The organism is Polaromonas sp. P1_F9 (assembly GCF_056405615.1).
Genome location: NZ_JBFUBT010000003.1, coordinates 197,480 through 218,869 on the forward strand (window position 1 = coordinate 197,480; position 21,390 = coordinate 218,869).

17 protein-coding genes are annotated in these 21,390 nt (G+C 61.2%); 8 read left to right on the forward strand and 9 right to left on the reverse strand.

Annotated elements, in window-relative coordinates; translation table 11 throughout:
• Positions 1-41 precede the first annotated feature (41 nt).
• From AC1DYR_RS09865 to AC1DYR_RS09890, 6 genes are all read right to left on the reverse strand, one after another.
• Complete coding sequence (locus tag AC1DYR_RS09865) at positions 42-737, reverse strand: ABC transporter ATP-binding protein (protein WP_074574254.1); 696 nt, start codon at positions 735-737, stop codon at positions 42-44.
• A complete protein-coding gene (locus AC1DYR_RS09870; protein ID WP_477704957.1) occupies positions 737-1,537 on the reverse strand; it encodes an ABC transporter ATP-binding protein in 801 nt (266 codons plus the stop codon). The genes AC1DYR_RS09865 and AC1DYR_RS09870 overlap by 1 nt, the downstream gene beginning before the upstream one ends.
• Positions 1,534-2,826, reverse strand: a complete 1,293-nt coding sequence (locus AC1DYR_RS09875; protein ID WP_477704958.1) for a branched-chain amino acid ABC transporter permease — start codon at positions 2,824-2,826, stop codon at positions 1,534-1,536. The genes AC1DYR_RS09870 and AC1DYR_RS09875 overlap by 4 nt, the downstream gene beginning before the upstream one ends.
• An 8-nt stretch (positions 2,827-2,834) precedes the next feature.
• Positions 2,835-3,788: a branched-chain amino acid ABC transporter permease gene (locus AC1DYR_RS09880; RefSeq protein WP_477648409.1), complete on the reverse strand. Its 954-nt coding sequence runs from the start codon at positions 3,786-3,788 to the stop codon at positions 2,835-2,837.
• Positions 3,789-3,900: 112 nt separating this feature from the next.
• On the reverse strand, positions 3,901-5,148 hold the full coding sequence (locus AC1DYR_RS09885; protein WP_477705218.1) for a branched-chain amino acid ABC transporter substrate-binding protein: 1,248 nt from the start codon (positions 5,146-5,148) through the stop codon (positions 3,901-3,903).
• 315 nt (positions 5,149-5,463) lie between these two features.
• Positions 5,464-7,092, reverse strand: a complete 1,629-nt coding sequence (locus AC1DYR_RS09890) for a 3-(methylthio)propionyl-CoA ligase (protein WP_477704959.1) — start codon at positions 7,090-7,092, stop codon at positions 5,464-5,466.
• A gap of 125 nt (positions 7,093-7,217) precedes the next feature.
• Here AC1DYR_RS09890 and AC1DYR_RS09895 point away from each other — a divergent pair, with 125 nt between their 5' ends.
• The 6 genes from AC1DYR_RS09895 to AC1DYR_RS09920 all read left to right on the forward strand — a co-directional run bounded on the left by AC1DYR_RS09895 (position 7,218) and on the right by AC1DYR_RS09920 (position 12,500).
• A complete protein-coding gene (locus AC1DYR_RS09895; RefSeq protein ID WP_477704960.1) occupies positions 7,218-8,711 on the forward strand; it encodes a protein adenylyltransferase SelO in 1,494 nt (497 codons plus the stop codon).
• Positions 8,712-8,751: 40 nt separating this feature from the next.
• Entirely contained in the window at positions 8,752-9,162 is a 411-nt protein-coding gene (gene msrB / locus AC1DYR_RS09900; protein WP_477704961.1) for a peptide-methionine (R)-S-oxide reductase MsrB, read from the forward strand.
• Between the two features lie 133 nt (positions 9,163-9,295).
• Entirely contained in the window at positions 9,296-9,922 is a 627-nt protein-coding gene (locus AC1DYR_RS09905; RefSeq protein WP_477704962.1) for a septation protein A, read from the forward strand.
• Positions 9,919-10,212, forward strand: coding sequence for a BolA family protein (locus tag AC1DYR_RS09910; RefSeq protein WP_477704963.1), 294 nt, complete (start codon positions 9,919-9,921; stop codon positions 10,210-10,212). The genes AC1DYR_RS09905 and AC1DYR_RS09910 overlap by 4 nt, the downstream gene beginning before the upstream one ends.
• Before the next feature lie 103 nt (positions 10,213-10,315).
• Positions 10,316-11,101: a peptidylprolyl isomerase gene (locus tag AC1DYR_RS09915; RefSeq protein ID WP_477704964.1), complete on the forward strand. Its 786-nt coding sequence runs from the start codon at positions 10,316-10,318 to the stop codon at positions 11,099-11,101.
• A gap of 211 nt (positions 11,102-11,312) precedes the next feature.
• Positions 11,313-12,500, forward strand: coding sequence for a ribosomal protein L7/L12 (locus AC1DYR_RS09920; protein ID WP_477704965.1), 1,188 nt, complete (start codon positions 11,313-11,315; stop codon positions 12,498-12,500).
• Position 12,501: 1 nt separating this feature from the next.
• On the opposite strand, the gene AC1DYR_RS09925 is transcribed toward AC1DYR_RS09920, so the two are convergent.
• Both AC1DYR_RS09925 and purL read right to left on the reverse strand, forming a co-directional pair.
• The gene (locus AC1DYR_RS09925) at positions 12,502-12,894 is read right to left on the reverse strand and encodes a hypothetical protein (RefSeq protein WP_477704966.1); all 393 of its coding nucleotides are present in this window, start codon (positions 12,892-12,894) and stop codon (positions 12,502-12,504) included.
• Between the two features lie 3 nt (positions 12,895-12,897).
• Positions 12,898-16,947 (reverse strand): phosphoribosylformylglycinamidine synthase, encoded by a 4,050-nt coding sequence (gene purL, locus AC1DYR_RS09930; RefSeq protein WP_477704967.1) that lies wholly within the window; start codon positions 16,945-16,947, stop codon positions 12,898-12,900.
• A 225-nt stretch (positions 16,948-17,172) separates the two neighbouring features.
• On the opposite strand from purL, the gene map reads away from it, so the two are divergent.
• Both map and AC1DYR_RS09940 read left to right on the forward strand, forming a co-directional pair.
• A complete protein-coding gene (gene map, locus AC1DYR_RS09935; protein WP_457280845.1) occupies positions 17,173-18,015 on the forward strand; it encodes a type I methionyl aminopeptidase in 843 nt (280 codons plus the stop codon).
• Positions 18,016-18,066: 51 nt separating this feature from the next.
• A complete protein-coding gene (locus tag AC1DYR_RS09940) occupies positions 18,067-20,658 on the forward strand; it encodes a [protein-PII] uridylyltransferase (protein WP_477704968.1) in 2,592 nt (863 codons plus the stop codon).
• A gap of 4 nt (positions 20,659-20,662) precedes the next feature.
• Here the strand turns inward: AC1DYR_RS09940 and AC1DYR_RS09945 are convergent, their stop codons facing one another.
• Entirely contained in the window at positions 20,663-21,373 is a 711-nt protein-coding gene (locus tag AC1DYR_RS09945; protein WP_477665994.1) for a class I SAM-dependent methyltransferase, read from the reverse strand.
• Positions 21,374-21,390: the final 17 nt, after the last annotated feature.

Sequence of the window (21,390 nt, forward strand, 5' to 3'; positions counted from 1 at the left end):
TGTCCCGGCGGTGACATAACCGGGGCAATTAACACAGGGTTTTACACCTCGAGCCACTCTTTGCGGATGTACGCATCGGCCCGCAGGCTATCGGGTGTGCCGTCAAACACGATGCTGCCGTGACCCATGACCAGCGCGCGATCGGAAATCGCCATGGCAATCGTCAGTTTCTGCTCGATCAGCAGCACCGAGATACCTTTGGCCTTGAGCGTTTGTAAATACTGTCCCACCAGTTCGACGATTTTGGGCGCCAGGCCTTCGGTGGGCTCGTCAATGATGATGAGATCCGGGTCGCCCATCAGTGTGCGGCACAGCGTGAGCATCTGCTGCTCGCCGCCCGAGAGCACGCCGGCTTCGGTGTGCTGGCGTTCTCGCAAGCGAGGGAACATCTGGTACATGTCTTCAAACGACCAGCGCGAGCCCTTGCCAGAGCCCTTCTGGCCCAGCAGCAGGTTCTGGTGCACCGTGAGCTTGGGAAAGATGTCGCGGTTTTCCGGCACATAGCCTATGCCGAGGTGGGCAATCTGGTAGGCCTTCTTGCCGACGATCTCCTGCTTTTTCCACAGTATGGAGCCCTGGCAGTCGACCAGGCCCATGATGGCCTTGGCCGTGGTGGAGCGCCCCGAGCCGTTGCGGCCCAACAGAGCAACAATCTGGCCGGGCTGCACGTCGAAATGCACACCGTGCAGCACGTGGCTTTTGCCGTAGAAGGCGTGGAGGTTCTGGATATGGAGCATTAGTGGCCTCCTGCCTGGGCATCTGCGACCGGAGAGCCGAGGTAAGCCTCTTGAACCCGTTGATCAGCGCGCACGGCCTCCGGCGTGTCGTAGGCAATGATCTCGCCATAAACCACCACCGCAATCTTGTCGGCCAGACCAAACACCACGCCCATGTCGTGCTCCACCGTCAGCAGGGTCTTGCCGACGGTGACTTCCTTGATCAGGTTGATAAAGCGGCTGGTCTCTGACCGGCTCATGCCTGCTGTGGGTTCGTCGAGCAGGATGACGTTGGCGCCACCGGCAATCGTGATGCCGATTTCCAGCGCGCGCTGCTCGGCGTAAGTCAGGTTGGTGGCCAGCACGTCGCGCTTTTTGTCGAGCTTGATCATGGCCATCAACTCGTCGGCGCGCTGGTTGGCGTCGTCCAGGTCGGCCAGGAAGCGAAAGAAGGTGTACTTGTAGCCCAGGCTCCACAGCACGCCGCAGCGCAGGTTTTCAAACACGCTGAGCTTGGGGAAGATATTGGTAATCTGGAAGCTGCGCGACAAGCCCAGCCGGTTGATCTCAAACGGCTTTTTGCCGTCAATGCGCTGGCCGTTGAGCAGCACTTCGCCGCTGGTAGGCTCAAAACGGCCGCTGATGAGATTGAACAGCGTGGACTTGCCCGCACCGTTGGGCCCGATGATGGCGACGCGCTCACCGGCTTTCACTTGCAGGTTGGTGCCTCGGATGATTTCGGTTTTGCCGAAGCTCTTGCGCAGGTCTTTCAGTTCAAGCGAATACGCCGCAGCGTTTGCATCAGGGATTACCGTGCTCACAACAGCTCCCTCCGCTTGATTTCTTTTTCGATGTCATTCTGGATCTCGCCCCATTGCGTCAAAAACTGCCGGCGCGTGAGCTCAAAGAGGCCCAGACCTGTGACCAGCACAAAACCGGCGCCCAGCCAGCTGTTGATATTGGTGGCGTTCAGCCGCACGCCCATAAAGCCCAGCTCGGCGCCTAGCGCCGCATTGAGTTGCAGGTGGTAAATCATCTCCACCATCGCCGCGGCGCCCAACAACGCCACCAGCGCCGTCACGGCCAGGCCCAGATAACCAACCCACAATTCCCTGAGCTTGCCGAAGGAGGCGATGCGCAGGTTCATCATGATCAGGCTGGCAATGCCGCCGGGCGCATACATCACCATGAAGAGGAAGATCAGGCCTACGTAAAGCAGCCAGGCCATGGAGAGCTCTGAAAGCAGGATCAGCGCCAACACCAGCAGGCCGGCGCCGATGATGGGGCCGAAGAAGAATGTCGCCCCGCCCAGGAAAGTGAACAGCAGCAGGCTGCCCGAGCGCACACCGCTCACGACTTCCGCCGTGACGATTTCCGAATTGATCGCCGCCAGCCCACCACCGATGCCGGCAAAAAAACCCGCGATGATGAAAGCGTAGTAGCGCACGCGCTGGGTGTTGTAGCCGATGAACTCCACGCGTTCGGGGTTGTCGCGCACCGCATTCAGGATGCGGCCCAGTGGCGTGCGGGTAAAGGCAAACATGGCCGCCGTGCAGATGAAGCAATAAAAGGCGATCAGGTAATAGACCTGGATCTGCGGGCCGAAGCTGATGCCGAATACCGGCTTGCCGTAGGCCCGGTTGGTGGTGATGCCGCCCTCGCCGCCGAAGAACTCGGGGAACATCAGCGACATCGCAAACACCAGCTCACCCACGCCCAGGGTGATCATGGCAAAGGTGGTGCCGGCTTTTTTGGTGGTCACATAACCCAGCAGCACGGCAAAGAACAGGCCCGAGAGGCCACCCACCAGCGGAATCAGCGTCAGCGGGATGTAGAAGCTGCCTTTGGCGGCCAGGTTCATCGCATGCACGGCCAGGAAAGAGCCCAGCCCGGCATAGACCGCATGGCCGAAGCTGAGCATGCCGCCCTGCCCCAGCAGAATGTTGTAGCTCAGGCAAATGATGACCAGGTAACCGGCTTGCGACAGCATGGTGAGCGCCAGGCTGCTTTTGAACATCAGCGGCGCGACGATGAGCAGCAGCGCGTACAGCGACCACAGCAGCCAACGGCCGACGTTATAGGGTTTGAATTGGTGGTAAGCGGTAGACATGTGGCGACTCATCCTTCCCGTGTACCAAGCAAGCCCTTGGGCCTGAAGATAAGAATGAGCACCAGAAACAGGAACGGCAGGATGGGCGCCACCTGCGAAATGGTGAGCTTGAGCAAGGGGTAGCCGAAAGTTTCAGGCGTCACGGTGTAGCTGAATTTGGCGAGCAGGGTCATCAACGACTGGTCCATCGCGACCGCAAAAGTCTGAATCAGGCCGATGAGCAGCGACGCCAGGAATGCACCGCTGAGCGAACCCATGCCGCCCACCACCACGACCACAAAGATGATGGCGCCGACCGAGCCGGCCATGGCGGGCTCCGTCACAAAGGTATTGCCACCAATGACGCCGGCCAGGCCCGCGAGTGCGGCACCGCCACCAAAGACCAGCATGAAGACGCGCGGCACATTGTGGCCCAGCGCTTCCACCGTTTCCGGATGGGTGAGCGCGGCCTGTATGACCAGGCCGATGCGGGTGCGCGTGAGCAGCAACCAGATGCCGGCCAGCATGGCCAGCGAAATAAACATGATGAAGGCGCGCGATTTGGGAAAGTTGGTGCCGAACACCGTGAACAGGGGGCCCTGCAAACCCTCAGGCAACACATAGTTGACGGCCGAGCGGCCCCACACCAGTTGCACCAGTTCCAGCAACAGGTAGGACAGCCCGAAGGTGACCAGCAGCTCGGGGACATGGCCGAACTTGTGCACCTTGCGCAGGCAAAAGCGCTCAAAGGCCGCGCCCATCACAAACACCAAAAGCGGTGCCACCAGCAGCGACCACCAGAACCCGATGACCTGCGAGGTGCTGTAGGCAATGTAGGCGCCGACCATGTAGAAAGAGGCGTGTGCAAAATTGAGCACACCCATCATGCTGAAGATCAGCGTCAGGCCGGAGCTCAGCATGAACAGCAGCAGCCCGTAGCTGAGGCCGTTAAGCAGGGAGATGGTGAAAAATTCCAAATTCATCAATGACCGCCTGAAGCTGGAAGGTAAAACAGATACGGGCAGGAAACCTGCCGGGATAAAGAAAAAGGCCCGAGTGGGTCGGGCCTTCGCCGGTCAAGCGGCCGCCAGGGCCTTAGCCCGGACGCTTCATCTGGCAAGAGGTAGGCGTGCTGGCCACATAGGGCTCATAGTATTTGACCGGCACAAAGGTGTAGCCGGTGTTCTCGGCATCGTAAGGGTATTTGCCGCCGGCTTTTTCCCATTTGTCGATGTAGAGGCCCTGCTGCAGCTGGTGGTCGGTCTTGCGCATTTCGACATCGCCGTTGAAGCTCTTGAAGCGCAGGCCTTCCATGGCCTTGGCCACGACGGCGGGTTCAGTCGATTTTGTCTGCGCCATGGCTTCGGTCAGGATGGTGAAGGCATGGAAGATCGCGCCGGTGTAGAAGTCGTCGTTGAACTTCTTCTTGTAGTCGGCCTGGACCTGCTGGATCTCGCCGCCCATGTTGAGGTGGTTGTAGGACACCATATAGACCCGCCCGGCCGAGGCCGCGCCCAGCGCGGTCGGCGTGCCGGTGACGCCGGCGTAATAGGTGTAGAACTTGACGTTGTTCAGGCCCGCTTCGTTGGCGGCTTTCACCAGCAGCGAGAGGTCGGAACCCCAGTTGCCGGTGATCACGGTGTCGGCGCCCGACTGCTTGATCTTGGCGATGTAGGGCGCAAAGTCACGCACCTGGGCCAGCGGATGCAGGTCTTCGCCGACGATCTGGACGTCGGGGCGCTTGGCTGAGAGGTTGGCCTTGGCAAACTTGGCAACCTGCTGGCCATGCGAGTAGTTCTGGTTGATCAGGTAGACCTTCTTGATGTCCGGCTGGTCCTTCATGAAGGCCGTCAGGGCTTCCATCTTCATGGAGGTGTCGGCATCGAGCCGGAAGTGCCAGTAGTCGCACTTGCTGTTGGTCAGATCCGGGTCTACCGCGGCGTAGTTGAGGTAGACGACTTCCTTGCCGGGATTGCGTTCGTTGTACTTGGACAGCGCATCCATGATGGCCAGCGCCGGGCCGGAGCCGTTGCCCTGCACCACGTAGCGCGCGCCCTGGTCGATGGCGGACTTCAGCGCGTTGGTGGTTTCCTGTGGGCTGAGCTTGTTGTCGATGCCGATGATCTCGAACTTCACGCCGGCCTTGTTCTTCTTGCTGAACTGCTCGGCCAGAAACTGGAAGCCCTTGAGCTGGTTGGTGCCCACGGCCGCCATCAGGCCGGACAGTGGATCAAGCCAGGCGATCTTGACAGTCTGGTTCAGGTTGACGGCACCGGTGGCCGGTGCTGCAACTGCAGCTTTGGCCGGCGCTGCGGCCTTGGCGGGCGCCTGGGCCAGCGCCATGCCGCTGTAAAGCATGGAAGACACCGCCAGGGCGATGCCTGCATGCCGTGCGAAAAATCGGTTCTGGGTTGTCATCCCTTGTCTCCTGAAAATTGTATGAATGCGCGGTGAATCCGCAGAGGGAACCGGCAAAGGTTAGGTCAAATGATGGTGCACTGCGTCAGGGAATGCCCTAGCGGCATGTCACAGATGTGACCCCCACGCTTCTCGCTTCGCGTAGTGCGCTGCCCCCCGAGGGGGCCGCCCGCCCTACGGCCCGGCAAAGCCGGTTCCGGGGCTCATGCTGGTGAAGAAAGCCCTCGTCGAATTTTGGTTTTAACTCTGCGGTAATTTGTAATCCTTGAGCAGTTCGCGGAGTTTGGTTTTGAGCATCTTGCCGGTGGCGCCCAGGGGAATGGCGTCGACGAAGACGACGTCGTCGGGGATTTGCCATTTGGCGGTCTTGCCTTCGTAGAAGCGGAGCAGCTCGTCGCGCGTGACGTCCATGCCGGGCTTTTTCACGACCGCGATGATGGGGCGCTCATCCCACTTGGGGTGGGCCACGCCGATGCAGGCAGCCATGGCGACGGCCGGGTGCGCCACGGCGATGTTCTCGATCTCGATGGAACTGATCCATTCGCCGCCGGACTTGATGACGTCCTTGCTGCGGTCTGTGATCTGCAAATAGCCGTCGGCGTCTATGGTGCCGACGTCGCCCGTGGGGAACCAGCCGTCCACCAACGGGTCGCCGCCCTCGCCCTTGAAGTATTCGCGCACAATCCACGGCCCTTTGACATGCAGGTCGCCAAAGGTCTTGCCGTCCCATGGCAGCTCCTGGCCCTCTGCATCAACGATTTTCATGTCGACGCCGTAGATGGCGCGCCCCTGCTTGAGGCGTATCTTCATTTTTTCGGCTTCGGGCAGTGCGTCGTGCTTGTTCTTGAGCGAGCAGAGCGTGCCCAGCGGGCTCATCTCGGTCATGCCCCAGGCGTGCAGCACTTCGACGCCGTAGTCTTCGCGGAAGGCATTGATCATGGCCGGCGGGCAGGCCGAGCCGCCGATGACGGTGCGCCGCAGGGTAGAGAACTTCAGGCCGGCAGGCTTCATATGGGTCAGCAGCATCTGCCACACGGTGGGCACGCCCGCGGCGTAGGTGACCTTCTCGGCCTCGATCAGCTCGTAAATTGACTTGCCGTCCAGGGCCGGTCCGGGGAACACCAGCTTGGCCCCAGTAAGCGCGGCCGAATACGGAATGCCCCAGGCATTGACATGGAACATGGGCACGACGGGCAGGATGGCATCCCGTGCGGAGATGGACATCACGTCAGGCAGCGCGGCCGCGTAGGCATGCAGCGTGCTGGAACGGTGGCTATAGAGTGCGGCCTTGGGGTTGCCCGTGGTGCCGCTGGTGTAGCACATGCTGGAGGCGGTGTTTTCGTCAAAACTGGGCCACGCGTAGTCGGCGCTTTGCGCGCCTATCCAGCTTTCGTAGCTTTGCAAATTCGGAATGCCCGAATCGGCCGGCAACTTGTCGGCGTCGCACAGCGCGATGTAGTGCCTGATGGTCGGGCAGCGGGCGTGTACGGCTTGCACCAGCGGCAGAAAGCTCAGGTCAAAGCACAGCACCTGATCCTCCGCATGGTTGGCGATCCAGGCGATCTGGTCAGGGTGCAGGCGCGGGTTGATGGTATGCAGCACCCGGCCAGATCCGCTCACGCCGTAATAAAGCTCCAGGTGCCGGTAGCCGTTCCAGGCCAGCGTGGCAACGCGGTCGCTGAATGCGAGCTTCAGGCCGTCCAGCGCATTGGCAACCCGGCGTGCCCGATGGGCGACATCCTTGTAGGTGTAGCGATGCAGGTCGCCCTCCACGCGGCGCGACACGATTTCGGCGTCGCCATGGTGGCGCTCTGCGAATTCGATCAGGCCGGAAATCAGCAGCGGCTGGCTTTGCATTAACCCAAGCATCGGGAAGTCTCCATTGGTTAAATAGTGCGGTTGGCAAGCGGTCATCATGCCGCAGCACAACATGACGGTCATGCGGGATTGCCCGTGAAATCACGGGTTCATGTCAGGTAGGGGACAATTTGCCGATGACTTCTGCAAACCTTCCGGCGCCCGACACTGCGGACCCTTCTGCCGGCACCTCGCTGACCTGGAACAACAGCTTCGCCCAACTGGGTGGCGACTTCTACACCCGCTTGCGGCCGCAGTCACTGCCGGACCCTTATTGGGTTGGCCGCAGCCGCAGCCTGGCGCATGAGCTGGGACTGGGCGCAGAATGGCTTGAATCGCAGGCTGCCCTGGAAGCCTTGACCGGCAATAGCGTCTTGCCCGGCTCCGAGCCGTTGGCCAGCGTCTACAGCGGTCACCAGTTTGGCGTCTGGGCCGGGCAGCTCGGTGACGGCCGTGCCTTGTTGCTGGGCGAAATCAATACTCCGCGCGGGCCACAGGAAATCCAGCTCAAAGGCGCCGGCAAAACACCCTACTCCCGCATGGGCGATGGCCGGGCTGTACTGCGCAGCTCGATTCGCGAATTTTTGTGCTCGGAAGCGATGCATGGCCTGGGCATTCCGACCACGCGGGCGCTGTGCGTTACCGGCTCCGATGCGGCCGTACGGCGCGAGGAGATCGAGACCGCCGCCGTGGTGACCCGCACCGCGCCAAGCTTCATTCGCTTCGGCCATTTTGAGCATTTCAGTTACAACGACCAGCATGCGCAGCTGAAGGTACTGGCCGACTATGTCATCGACCGGTTTTACCCTGCCTGCCGCGAAGCAAAACAACCTTATGCGGCGCTGCTGGAGGCCGTCAGCGAAAAGACCGCGCACCTTATGGCTGCGTGGCAGGCTGCAGGCTTTTGCCATGGCGTCATGAATACCGACAACATGAGCATCCTGGGGCTAACCATTGACTATGGCCCGTTCCAGTTTCTCGATGCGTTTGATCCCGGCCACATCTGCAACCATTCGGACACCCAGGGCCGTTACGCCTATAACAAGCAGCCGAACATGGCCTACTGGAACCTGTTCTGCCTGGGACAGGCGTTGCTTCCGCTGATTGAAGACCAGGAGCAGGCGCTTGCAGCCCTGGAACCCTACAAAACCGTGTTCCCTGAGGCATTGCAGGCCCGAATGCGCAGCAAACTTGGCCTGGCGGACGAGCAGCCCGACGACAAGACTCTGGTGGACAACACCTTCAAACTGTTGGCCGCCAACAAGGTGGACTACACCATCTTCTGGCGGCGCCTGAATGGCTTCACGGCACAAAGCGGCCATGAACCCCTGCGTGACCTGTTCTTTGACCGGGAATCCTTCAACGCATGGGCGCTACAGTATTCAGAGCGCCTTGCGCACGTGGATCAAGGGTTTCGGGCCGATTTGATGCTGAAAAATAACCCAAAATTCGTGCTGCGCAACCATTTGGGCGAACAAGCCATACGCGCTGCGAAACTAAAAGACTTTTCCGGGGTCGATACCTTGCTTGCCTTGCTGCAGGCCCCATTTGATGAGCATCCGGGGCACGAGAGCTTTGCGGATTTCCCCCCAGACTGGGCCTCATCCATTGAAATCAGTTGCAGTTCGTAACATCGCCGGCAACATCCACCCTTCACGCCAGGACAAAGACATGAGCACCAAGATCCAGAAAACCGATGCTGAATGGAAGGCCCTGCTGGCCGAAAAAGGCGCCGAGCCTGCGGCCTTTGAAGTCACGCGGCACGCCGCCACCGAGCGCCCCTACACTGGAAAATATGAAGCGGTATGGGCTGATGGCAGCTACCACTGCATCTGCTGCGGTGCCAAGCTGTTCGAGTCGGAAACCAAATTCGATGCGGGTTGCGGCTGGCCCAGCTTTTCAGAAGAAGCCGTGCCGGGTGCGATCGAGGAAATTGTGGACCGCAAGCACGGCATGGTGCGCACCGAAACCGTGTGCGCCAGCTGCGGTGCGCATCTGGGCCATGTGTTCCCCGATGGCCCGTCTCCCACAGGCCTGCGCTATTGCATGAACTCCGCTTCCCTTGACTTCAAGAAGAAATAAGGCCCCCACGCTTGTCACTTCGTGTACTTCGCTGCCCCCCGAGGGGGCGCTGCGCCTGCGGCCCGGCAAAGCCGGTTCCGCGGCCCCCTGCTGGTACTCGCGTGGCCCCAACTTGAACCCTGATAATCAACAGATGAAAATTCTTTTCGACTTTTTGCCGATCGCCCTTTTTTTCGGCATGTTCAAGTACGCCGAAGGCAACAAGGACTGGGCCGCCGCTACAGCCACCGAGTGGCTGGGTTTTATGGTTTCCGGGGGTGTGGTGGGTGCGGCTGAAGCGCCTGTGCTGTTGGCCACCGTGGTTGTGATCGTTGCCACGCTGGCCCAGATTCTCTGGCTCAAGGTAAGCGGCAAGAAAGTCGACACTATGTTGTGGATCAGCCTGGGGCTGGTGACGGTGCTTGGCGGCGCCACCATCTATTTCCACAGCGAGAGCTTCATCAAATGGAAGCCTACCGTGCTGTACTGGGTGATGGGCGGCGCGCTGCTGCTGGGACAGCTGGTGTGGAAGAAAAACGGTATCAAATCGCTGATGGGCGCGCAAATGAACTTGCCTGACCCGATCTGGCGCGTGGTCAATTTCAGCTGGGTTGGTTTTTTTGCCGTAATGGGCCTGCTCAATCTCTGGGTGGCTTTCACGTTTTCCACCAGCACCTGGGTCAACTTCAAGCTGTTTGGCGGCCTGGGCCTGATGGTGGTGTTTGTGCTGGCGCAGGCGGTGTACCTGAACAAGCACATCAAACCGGGCACCACACCATGAACGCCGGCGTTTCCAGCGCCCTGCCCGTGCGCACCCACGAGATCGAGCAGCAGCTCAAGGCGAAGCTTCAACCCACCCGACTAGAGGTTCTGGACGAGAGCGCTGCCCACGCCGGGCATTCAGGCGCCAACGCGGAAGGCTACGGCACCCACTTTCGCATCCGCATTGCCAGCCCGCTCTTTACCGGCAAGAGCCGGGTGGCGCGCCACCGGCTTGTGTATGATGCAATGCAAAATTTCATTGATCAGGGCCTCCATGCCCTGGCAATTGAAGTCATCGAGTCACCCTGAATCTGCGCCGATTTGCCCCGGGGATTTCGGCATAGAGCCACGGCAACGTCAGCACGCATTGCCAAACGCTTTCAAGCATTACCCAAAGGACTACAAAAACATCATGAAGAAACATTTTTTACTCGGCACCACCGTAGCGGCACTGATGGCACTGGGCGCACATGGCGCCATGGCGCAAAACGTGGCCATCGTCAATGGCAAGGCCGTTCCCAAATCGCGCCTGGACTCGCTGGCGCAGCAGGTCGCCAAGTCCGGGCGGCCAGTAACACCTGAGATGGAAGGCCAGCTTCGTGAAGAAGTGATTGCGCGCGAAGTGTTCATGCAGGAAGCGGAAAAGCGGGGCCTCGCTTCCAGCGATGACGTCAAGGTGCAAATGGAACTGGCGCGCCAGACCATCCTGATCCGCGAGCTGTTTTCTGACTACCAGAAGAAGAATCCAGTGACCGATGTCGAGCTGAAGGCCGAATACGACAAATTTGCCGAAGCCAATGGCGGCAAGGAATACAAGGCCCGCCACATCCTGGTCGAAAAGGAAGCCGAGGCCAAGGAAATTATTGCCAGCCTGAAAAAGGGCGGCAAATTTGATGACATCGCCAAGAAGAAGTCCAAAGACCCGGGATCCGGTGCCAAGGGCGGCGACCTGGATTGGGCCAACCCTTCCAGCTATGTGCCCGAATTCACCGAGGCACTGGTCAAGCTCAATAAGGGCCAGACCACCGATACCCCGGTGAAAACCCAGTTCGGCTACCACGTCATCCGCGTAGACGACATCCGTACGGCCCAACTACCCTCGTTTGAGGAAGTGAAGCCGCAGATTGCCCAGCAAATGCAGCAGCAAAAGCTGGCGGCGTTCCAGGAAGAACTGCGCAAAAAAGCCAAGGTGGAATAAGCCGCAGGCAAACTGCCTTCGTAAACGCGGCCCATGTGGCCGCGTTTTTATTTCCATGCTGGTCAATGTGCGACCGGTGGGCCTGCCTTGAAAAAGGCGTGTTTCCCGATTGACGGAGCAGCCGGTACCGCTCCAATGGTTCACACTTTTCTGGAGACCCCATGTCCAAACGCCTTGTTTTCCCTCAATTCGCCGCGCAGTCGGGCGCCGCATGAGCAACCCCGATTCTCCTTCCGCCCTGCCCGCGCAGGTGCAAGAAGCATTGGACCAAGGCAACAAGGTAGAGGCGGTTAAGCGGCTGCGTAGCCTAACAGGTTTGGGCCTTCAGGAAGCGAAGGATGCGGTGGAGGCCTCGATGCGCGGCGAACCGCTGGCTGTGGGATTTGCGCCAAAGGCATTCGCCGCTGGCACACCCCTGCCCGCGCAGGTGCAAGAGGTGCTCGATCAGGGCAACAAGATAGAGGCGATACGGCGCTTGCGGGACCTGACGGGCTTGGGTCTCAAGGAAGCCATGGACGCGGTGGTGGATGCCGCGGGCAAGGGCGCGGGAGCGCGTGCGAGCGAGGAACAGTCCCTGGGTCAGGTGCGCAGCTCTTATGGCGTATGGTGGTGGCTTGTTGCACTGGCCGTGCTGGCGCTGGCTGCGTTTGCGCTGCTGGGTTGTGTCTCTGCGCCGCCGGCTTCTGTCGCCGAATTGGCCCCTTCGGGCAAGCTCAAGGCAGCCATCAACTTCGGCAATCCCATCCTGGCGGTGAAAGACCCCGCTACCGGCGAGCCGCGGGGCGTTTCGGTGGATCTGTCGCGCGAATTGGGCAGGCGTCTCGGTGTGCCTGTGGAACTCGTCACCTTCAATTCCGCAGGCAAGGTGGTGGAGGCGGTCAGGGATGCGCAGGTGGACATTGCTTTTGTAGCCATTGACCCGGTGCGCGGTGCCGACATGCTGCAGACGCCGCCCTACGTCATCATCGAAGGTGCCTACCTGGTGAAAAACGACTCACCGATCCGGCGCAATGAAGAGGTGGACCAGGCGGCCAACCGCATTGTGGTCGGCAACGGCAGTGCCTATGACCTCTACCTGACCCGTGAGCTGAAGGCGGCGAAGCTGATCAAGGCTCCCACCTCACCCGCCGTGACCGATGTGATGATCGCGCAAAACGTGGAAGTGGCGGCGGGAGTCAAGCAGCAACTGGAGGCCGACGCCAAACGCGTGTCGGGCGTGCGCTTGCTGCCGGGACGCTTTATGGTGATCAACCAGGCCATGGGCCTGCCTAGAGGGCGTGATGCCGGTGCGCGTTACCTGGGTGCGTTCGTCGAGGAAATGAAAGCTTCCGGCTTTGTGGCGGCAGCGCTGGCGCGCCATGGCATTGAAGGCGCTGCGGTGGCGCCGCCACACCGGTAAATCACCAGCGCTCTTCTCTCTGCAAAAGCCAGGCGCGGCTCCAGCCAAGAAGCCCATAAAGGGTGAGTCCAACGCCAATGACGGGCAAGAGATAAGGCAGGTTGTGCCTGCGCGGCAAACCGCGTGCAAGCTCCTGGAATTCCGCAAGCGACAGATTCAAGCCGCGTGCCAGAAAGAAAGACGCCGTCAGGCACAGCATGCCCACCGCGGTCAAAGCCAGGCCGTGACCGGCCTCAAGCAGGTTTCTGTCGCCCCAAAGCCAGTCCCACGAAAAAATGCCGCCACCAGCCAGCATTGCCACAGCCCACCAGGACAGGTTACCCAGCCAGGCGAGCAGCGCAACCAGCGCATAGGGAACGACGTAGGAGATGCGCCGTACCGCGTCAACACCCAAGGATCAACCCACCCACTTGCGCGCGTTGTGCCAGAGGCTCATCCACGGGCTGTGTTCGCTGGCGCCGCCCGAAGTCCAGCTCTTCTGGATGTTGCGGAACACGCGCTCGGGGTGCGGCATCATGGCGGTGAACCGGCCGTCGGCGGTCGTAACGGCAGTCAAGCCGCCGGCGCTGCCATTGGGGTTGGCCGGATAGGCCTCAGTCGGTTTTCCATCGTTGTCGGTGAAACGCATTGCCGCAATCGCTTTGGAAGCATCGCCCCGGAAGGCAAAATTGGCATAGCCCTCGCCATGCGCGACGGCGATCGGCAGGCGGCTGCCGGCCATGCCCTGCAGGAAGATGCTGGGGGATTCCAGCACCTCGACCATGCTCAGGCGTGCTTCAAAGCGCTCGCTGCGGTTGGTGGTAAAACGCGGCCAGGCTTCGGCGCCCGGGATGATGTCGGCCAGCTCGGCAAACATCTGGCAGCCGTTGCACACACCTAAACCGAAGGTATCTTGCCGCGCGAAGAAGGCCTTGAACTCTTCAGACAGCACCGGGTTGAAGGTGACCGAGCGCGCCCAGCCTACGCCGGCGCCCAAGGTATCGCCGTAGCTGAAACCGCCGCAGGCCACGATGCCCTTGAAGTCGGCCAGCCTGGCGCGACCGGTTTGCAGGTCGGTCATGTGCACGTCGCAGGCTTCAAAACCGGCCTGGGTGAAGACATAGGCCATTTCTACATGCGAGTTCACACCCTGCTCGCGCAGCACGGCCACGCGCGGCCGCGCCGAGAGGTTGAGCGCGGAGGCCACCGGCACTTTGGCGGGCTCGAACGTCAGCGCCACATGCAGGCCCGGATCGGCGGGGTTGCCGGCGGCCGCATGTTCGCTATTGGCGCAGTCAGGGTTGTCGCGTTGCTGGCAGATCTTCCAGCTCACCGAATCCCAGACCTGGTGCAGGTCCTGCAGCTTGGCGGAGAACACAGCCTTGGTGTCGCGCCAGACCTGGATCTCGCCCTTGCCGACCTCCAGCGAAGCGTGCTGCGGGCGGGTCTTGCCGATGAAATGGCTGAATTTAGAGAGGCCGTGCTCGCGCAGGGTCTGCATGACTTCGTTGCGCGCGGAAGTCGCCACCTGGATGACAGCGCCCAGCTCTTCGTTGAACAGCGCCTTGAGCGTGAGTTCTTCACGGCGCGCGCCGACCTGGTTTGCCCAGTTCTTGCTGTCGCCGGTGTCCATGCGGCTGTCGGAAATGCCGTCGCCTTCGACGAGCAGCATGTCGATGTTGAGCGACACGCCCACATTGCCGGCAAAGCCCATTTCGCAGGCCGCAGCAAACAGGCCGCCGTCGCTGCGGTCGTGGTAAGCCATGAGCTTGCCCTCTTTGCGCAGCGCATTGATGGCGTTGACAAGGTTGACGAGATCTTTCGGGTCGTCCAGGTCGGGCACGTCGCCCTCTTCCTTGTCCAGCGTTTGCGCGAGGATAGAGCCGCCCATGCGGTTCTGGCCTTTGCCCAGGTCGATCAGGATCAGCGTGCTGTCGGCCTCATCACGGTTCAGCTGCGGCGTGAGTGTGCCGCGCACGTCGGGCAGCGTGGCGAACGCAGTCACGATCAGCGAAACCGGCGAAGTCACCTTCTTGCTGTCAGCGCCTTCGCTCCACACGGTACGCATCGACAAGGAATCCTTGCCGACGGGAATCGACACGCCCAGCGCCGGACACAGTTCCATGCCCACGGCCTTGACGGTTTCATACAGTGCAGCATCCTGGCCGGGTTCACCGCAGGCGGCCATCCAGTTGGCCGACAGCTTGACGCGCGGCAACTCAATCGGCGCGGCCAGCAGGTTGGTGATGGCCTCAGCGACTGCCATGCGACCGGAGGCGGCCGCGTTGACGGTGGCCAGCGGCGTGCGTTCGCCCATGCTCATGGCTTCGCCGGCAAAACCGCTGTAGTCGGCCAGCGTGACGGCGCAATCGGCCACCGGCACCTGCCAGGGGCCGACCATCTGGTCACGATGCGTGAGGCCGCTCACGGTGCGGTCGCCGATGCTGATCAGGAAGCGCTTGGAGGCAACCGTGGGGTGGCTCAGTACGGCAATCGCGCTTTTCTGCAGGTCAACGCCCGTCAGGTCGATGGGCTTGATCGTGTGTTTGACGGACTTCACGTCGCGGTGCATCTTGGGCGGCTTGCCCAAGAGAACATTCATCGGCATATCCACTGGCGGGGCGGCGTCCTTGTCGGACAGCACCAGTTGTTTTTCTTCAGTGACAACACCGATCACGGCAAACGGGCAGCGCTCGCGCTCACAAAAAGCCTGGAACTGCGGCAGCGACTCAGGCGCAATCGCCATCACGTAGCGCTCCTGGCTTTCGTTGCTCCAGATTTCCTTGGGCGAGAGGCCGCTTTCTTCCAGCGGCACGGCGCGCAGGTCAAACTTTGCGCCACGTCCGGCGTCGTTCACCAGCTCAGGGAAGGCGTTGGACAAACCACCGGCGCCGACGTCGTGGATCGCCAGGATCGGATTGGCCGCGCCCAGCTGGGCGCACTGGTTGATGACTTCCTGCGCGCGGCGCTCGATTTCAGGGTTGCCGCGCTGCACCGAGTCAAAGTCGAGCTGGGCCGCGTTGGCACCCGAGGCCATGGAACTGGCTGCGCTGCCGCCCATGCCGATACGCATGCCGGGGCCGCCCAGCTGGATCAGCAAGGTGCCGGCCGGAAACAGGATCTTTTTGGTGAGTGCCGCGTCAATCGTGCCGACGCCGCCCGCAATCATGATGGGCTTGTGATAACCCCAGCGCTGGCCGCCCACGGTTTGCTCGTATTCGCGGAAGTAGCCGTTCAGGTTGGGCCGGCCGAACTCGTTGTTAAAGGCCGCGCCGCCCAGCGGGCCTTCGATCATGATTTGCAGCGCGCTGGCGATGTGTTCAGGCTTGCCGTAAGACGTGGCAACGTCGTCAAACAGCCTGGACACGGTGAAACCCGTGAGACCCGCCTTGGGCTTGGAGCCGCGGCCGGTGGCGCCTTCGTCGCGAATTTCGCCGCCCGCGCCGGTCGAAGCGCCCGGGAACGGGGAAATCGCCGTGGGGTGGTTGTGCGTCTCCACCTTCATCAGCACGTGCATCAACACGTCATCCGTGGCGCTATAAGTTTGATAGCTGCTCGCGCTTGTTCCTGTTGGGCCAGAGGGCAATTTGCCACTATTTTTGGCGTAAAACCGTTGAGTTTTATAGCCTTCCATGACCGAAGCGTTGTCCGAATAAGCCACCACCGTGTGCTGGGGGTGCAGCTTTTCGGTGTTGCGGATCATGCCGAACAGGCTGATGCCCTGGGGCACGCCGTCAATCGTGAAGTCGGCGTTGAATATCTTGTGGCGGCAATGTTCGCTGTTGGCCTGGGCGAACATCATCAGCTCGACATCGGTCGGGTTGCGTTTGAGCTGAGAGAAGGCATTGACCAGGTAGTCGATTTCATCGGCCGCCAGTGCCAGGCCGAACTCGGCATTGGCGGCTTCCAGGGCCGCTTTGCCACCGGAGAGCACGTCGATGGTCTGTAGCGGTGCACCTTGCAATTCGGTGAAGAGGCCGGCAGCCTGCGCGCGATCCAACATCACGCTTTCAGTCATGCGGTCGTGCAGCAGGCCGGCGACCTGCTCGCGCTGGGCATCCGTCAGGGCCGTTTTGCTGAAAAAGCCGCTTTTCAAGGTAATGCGGTACTCGGTGATGCGCTCGATGCGCTTGACGGCCAGGCCGCAGTTGTGGGCGATGTCCGTGGCCTTTGACGCCCAGGGGGAGACGGTGCCAAAGCGCGGCGAAACAATAAAGGTCAGTGCATCATCGGTTTTGCCGGCGCCTGCAGTGCAAGGATCACCATAGGTAAGCAATGCTGAGAGCTGGCCCTTGACGATGTCTGAAGGCGGTGCCTCCGTGGCAACCAGATGCACAAACCGGGCGCTGATGCCCACGATCTTGTCGTGGATGGCTTGCAGGCGGGGAAGGAGTTGCTGGACGCGGAAATCGCTGAGGGCGCTGATCCCGTGGGGTTCGCCCTCAAAAGTCGTCAGGTGCAGGGTCACGGTAGCGGTGGCCTTGTAATGGGAGGTGGGCAGCGCATGGCTGTTGGGTTTAACGGGCTAGCGTTAACCCGTAATTTTATCAGCGACTGAAGGCCTTCCCCGGTTTGCTGCCGGTGCGCCCGGGCACTTTTGCGATCCTTTCGGGCCACATTCGGTTCAGAACCAAAGCCCCTTGGTCCCATGCTGAAAATGCATGTGCCCGGGAGCGGTGGGATAATCAGGGCCATGAGTATTACTTACAAAGATGCCGCAGGAATTGAAGGCATGCGCCTGGCGGGAAGGCTGGCTTCCGAGGTGCTGGACTACCTCACCCCCTTCGTGAAGCCGGGTGTCACCACCAATGAAATAGACCGGTTGGCCCATGACTACATGACCCAGGTCCAGGGCACCATTCCGGCCACCCTGGGTTACGGCCCTCCCGGTTATGTGCCTTATCCCAAGTCGCTGTGCACTTCCATCAACCACCAGGTCTGCCATGGCATTCCCAACGACAAACCGTTGAAAAAAGGCGACATTGTCAATATTGACGTGACTGTCATCACCAAGGACGGCTGGCACGGCGACAACAGCCGCATGTACCTGGTGGGCGAAGCTTCCATTGCGGCCAAGCGGCTCTGCCATGTGACCTATGAAGCCATGTGGCAGGGCATCATGCGCGTCAAGCCCGGAGTCAGGCTGGGCGATATCGGTTTTGCGATCCAGACTTTTGCCGAAAAACAGGGGTTTTCGGTGGTTCGCGAGTTTTGCGGCCATGGAATTGGCCAAAAATTCCACGAAGAGCCGCAAGTGCTGCACTACGGCCGCCCCGGCACGCTCGAAGAGCTCACACCGGGCATGACCTTCACCATCGAACCCATGATCAATGCCGGCAAGCGTGACATCAAGGATGGCCCCGAGAAGGACGGCTGGAGCATCGTGACACGCGACCATTCCTTGTCCGCCCAGTGGGAACACACCATTTTGGTGACCGAAACCGGCTATGAGGTACTGACCCTGTCCGCCGGCAGCCCGCCGATCCCGGCGTTTGTCCCGCAAAGCAGCCCTGCCCAAGCCGCTGTCAGTGCCTGAGCCAGGCGCACGGTGGCGCCCCGCGCACTTTCTGACCCTGCGAGCGCCGCGATGATCGAGCTGGCCCCGGTCCGCGAGCAATACAAGGCAGGGAAAGCGGCCCTTCTCGCCACGCTGGCCGCCAGCGGTGCGTCATCCCGCGGCATCCACAGCCTGCTGCAAAAATTCGCCCGCCACGCCGATGCGAGCTTGCAGCTGCTCTGGCAGCGCGCCGGCTTTCCGGCTTCCGCCTGCCTGGTCGCGGCAGGAGGGTTCGGCCGCGGCGAGCTGTTCCCTCATTCAGATGTAGACGTGCTGCTGCTGTTGCCGGACAGCGCCAACATCGACGGCGACCCGGCCCTCAAGGCCAAGGTAGAGAGTTTCATCGGCGCCTGCTGGGATGTAGGCCTGGAAATTGGCTCCAGCGTGCGGACGATTTCCGGTTGTGTCGAAGAAGCGGCCAAGGACGTCACGGTACAAACTTCGCTGCTTGAAGCCCGCCTGGTCGCCGGGTCCAAAAAGAATTTTCTGCAGCTGCAAAACCGGCTGGCCGTCGTGCTGGACCCGCAGGCCTTTTACGTGGCCAAGACGCTGGAGCTGCGGCAGCGCCACAACAAATTCGAAAATACGCCCTACTCGCTCGAGCCCAACTGCAAGGAATCCCCGGGTGGACTGCGCGACCTGCAGGTGATTTTGTGGGTGGCGCGCGCCGCCGGCCTGGGCAAATCCTGGGACGACCTGGCCCGCAATGGCCTGGCTACGCCTTTCGAGGTGCGGCAGATCAAGGCCAACGAAGCGCTGCTGAGCCTGATACGCGCCCGCCTGCACCTGATCGCCGGGCGGCGCGAAGACCGGCTGGTGTTTGACCTGCAAACCGCTGTGGCCGAGTCCTTTGGCTATTCTGCGGAGGCCGACGACGGCAGCAAAGTGCCGCGCCGCGCCAGCGAGGCCGTGATGAAACGCTACTACTGGGCGGCCAAAGCGGTCACCCAGCTCAACCAGATCCTGCTGCTCAATATCGAAGAGCGGCTCAACCCCAACACCTACCCGCTGCGGCCTATCAACGAACGGTTTTTCGACAAGGCCGGCATGCTGGAGGTGGTCAGCGACGACCTGTATGCGCGTGAACCGCACGCCATTCTGGAAACCTTTTTGGTATTCGAGACAACCGTGGGCATCAAGGGCCTGTCGGCGCGCACGCTGCGCGCTCTCTACAACGCCCGCGGACTGATGAACAGCAAGTTCCGCAGCGATCCGGTCAACCGCGACACCTTCCGGCGCATCCTTCAGCAGCCCGAGGGCATCACGCATGCCATGCGGCTGATGAACCAGACCTCGGTGCTGGGCCGCTACCTCTGGATCTTCCGCAAGATCGTCGGGCAGATGCAGCACGACCTGTTCCACGTCTATACGGTGGACCAGCACATCCTGATGGTTCTGCGCAACGTGCGGCGTTTCTTCATGGCCGAGCACTCGCACGAATACCCGATGTGCTCGCAGCTCGCGGCCGGCTGGGACAAGCCCTGGATTCTTTACATCGCTGCGCTGTTCCACGACATCGCCAAGGGCCGCGGCGGCGACCACTCCGAGCTGGGTTGCAAGGACGTGCGCGTTTTTTGCCGCCAGCATGGTATTGGCGCCGAAGACTCCAAACTCATCGAATTCCTGGTGGGCGAACATCTGAGCATGAGCCGCATCGCCCAGAAGGAAGACCTGAGCAACCCCGAAGTAATTGCCGCGTTTGCCAAACGCGTGGGCAACGAGCGCTATCTGACAGCGCTCTACCTGCTGACGGTGGCCGACATCCGCGGCACCAGCCCCAAGGTCTGGAACGCCTGGAAAGGCAAGCTGCTGGAAGACCTGTACCGCTACACGCTGCGCGTGCTGGGTGGCCGCGCACCCGACGCGGATGCCGAAGTGGAGGCCCGCAAGCGCGAAGCCCTGACCACGCTGGCCCTGCACGCTGAACCTTTCGAGGCGCACAAGGCACTGTGGGATACGCTGGATGTCAGCTATTTCATGCGCCATGAGGCCTCCGACATCGCCTGGCATGCACGCCAGCTGTCACGGCATGTGGGCAAGGCCAAGGCGATTGTTCGCGCGCGCCGCTCGTCGGCGGGTGAAGGCATGCAGGTGCTGGTTTACACGCCCGACGCGCCCGATCTGTTTGCGCGCATCTGCGGCTACTTTGACGAAGCCGGCTTCAGCATCCTGGACGCCAAGATCCACACGGCGAAAAACGGTTATGCGCTGGACACCTTCCAGGTGGTCAGCCCCACGCTGGCCGACCACTACCGCGAACTGGCGGCCATGGTGGAGGCCGAACTGGATCGCACCATCGAGAACCCCGGGCCTCTGCCGCCTCCGAGTAAAGGCCGTGTGTCGCGCCGGGTCAAGAGTTTCCCGATCGCTCCGCGCGTGGACCTGCGACCCGATGAAAAAGCCCAGCGCTGGTTGCTCAGCGTATCGGCCAGCGACCGGGTCGGGCTGCTCTACCGCATCGCACGGGTGCTGGCCCGTCACCGCATCAACCTGCAGCTCGCCAAGGTCAGCACCCTGGGCGAGCGCGTGGAAGATACATTTTTGATCGATGGACCGGAGCTGCAGCACAACAAGGCACAGATCGCGATCGAGACGGAGCTCCTGGAAGCGCTCAATACCTGAAGCTTCAGGCGACTGGTTTCCGCAGGTATTGCAACAGACGCCCCTTGTAGCTGCCGCCGGCCGGCAATTTGGTCACGCGCGTCTCAGTGCGCGAATAGCCCAGTGCATCCATTTTTCGATTGAAGCTGGCCCGGTTGCCGCGGTCCGGATCGACAATCAGCACTTCGGTGTGCGGCAGCGCATGCAGCTCGATGAACTGCGACAACACCTCCGGCTGGCCACGGTCATACAGCACATCGCTGCCGATGATCAGGTCAAAGCGTTCCAGCAGCGGATTGGCGCGCGACCAGTTGCCCGTCTGATATTTCATTGCAGGCAAGTGGTTGAGTTTGAGGTTTTCCAGCAGAAATTGCGCCGCCAGCGGATGACAGTCGCTCGCCGTGATGTCGCCACCGCGGCGATGCACAACAAGGCTGGCTAGCGCCAGGCCGCAACCGAGCTCCAGAATGCGCTTGCCTTCCAGTTCAAAGGTCAGCATGGCATGGGCCAGCACACGGCCCGAGGGCCAGAGCAAACCGAATATAGGCCAAGCCGACGAGGAAATGCCTTCGCGTTCAGCCTCGCCGAGGGGATCATGGAATTGCTGGCGGTCCAGCAAGGAACGCAGTTGCAGGTCGTCGCCGCTGCCGCTCACGGTTTCAAATTTCAGCTGGTAGGGAGGTGGCGAAGCAGCTCCGGTGATGGAAACTGCTCCCGAGACGGGAGCGTGCGACATCCGGAAGTTTTCCTTGC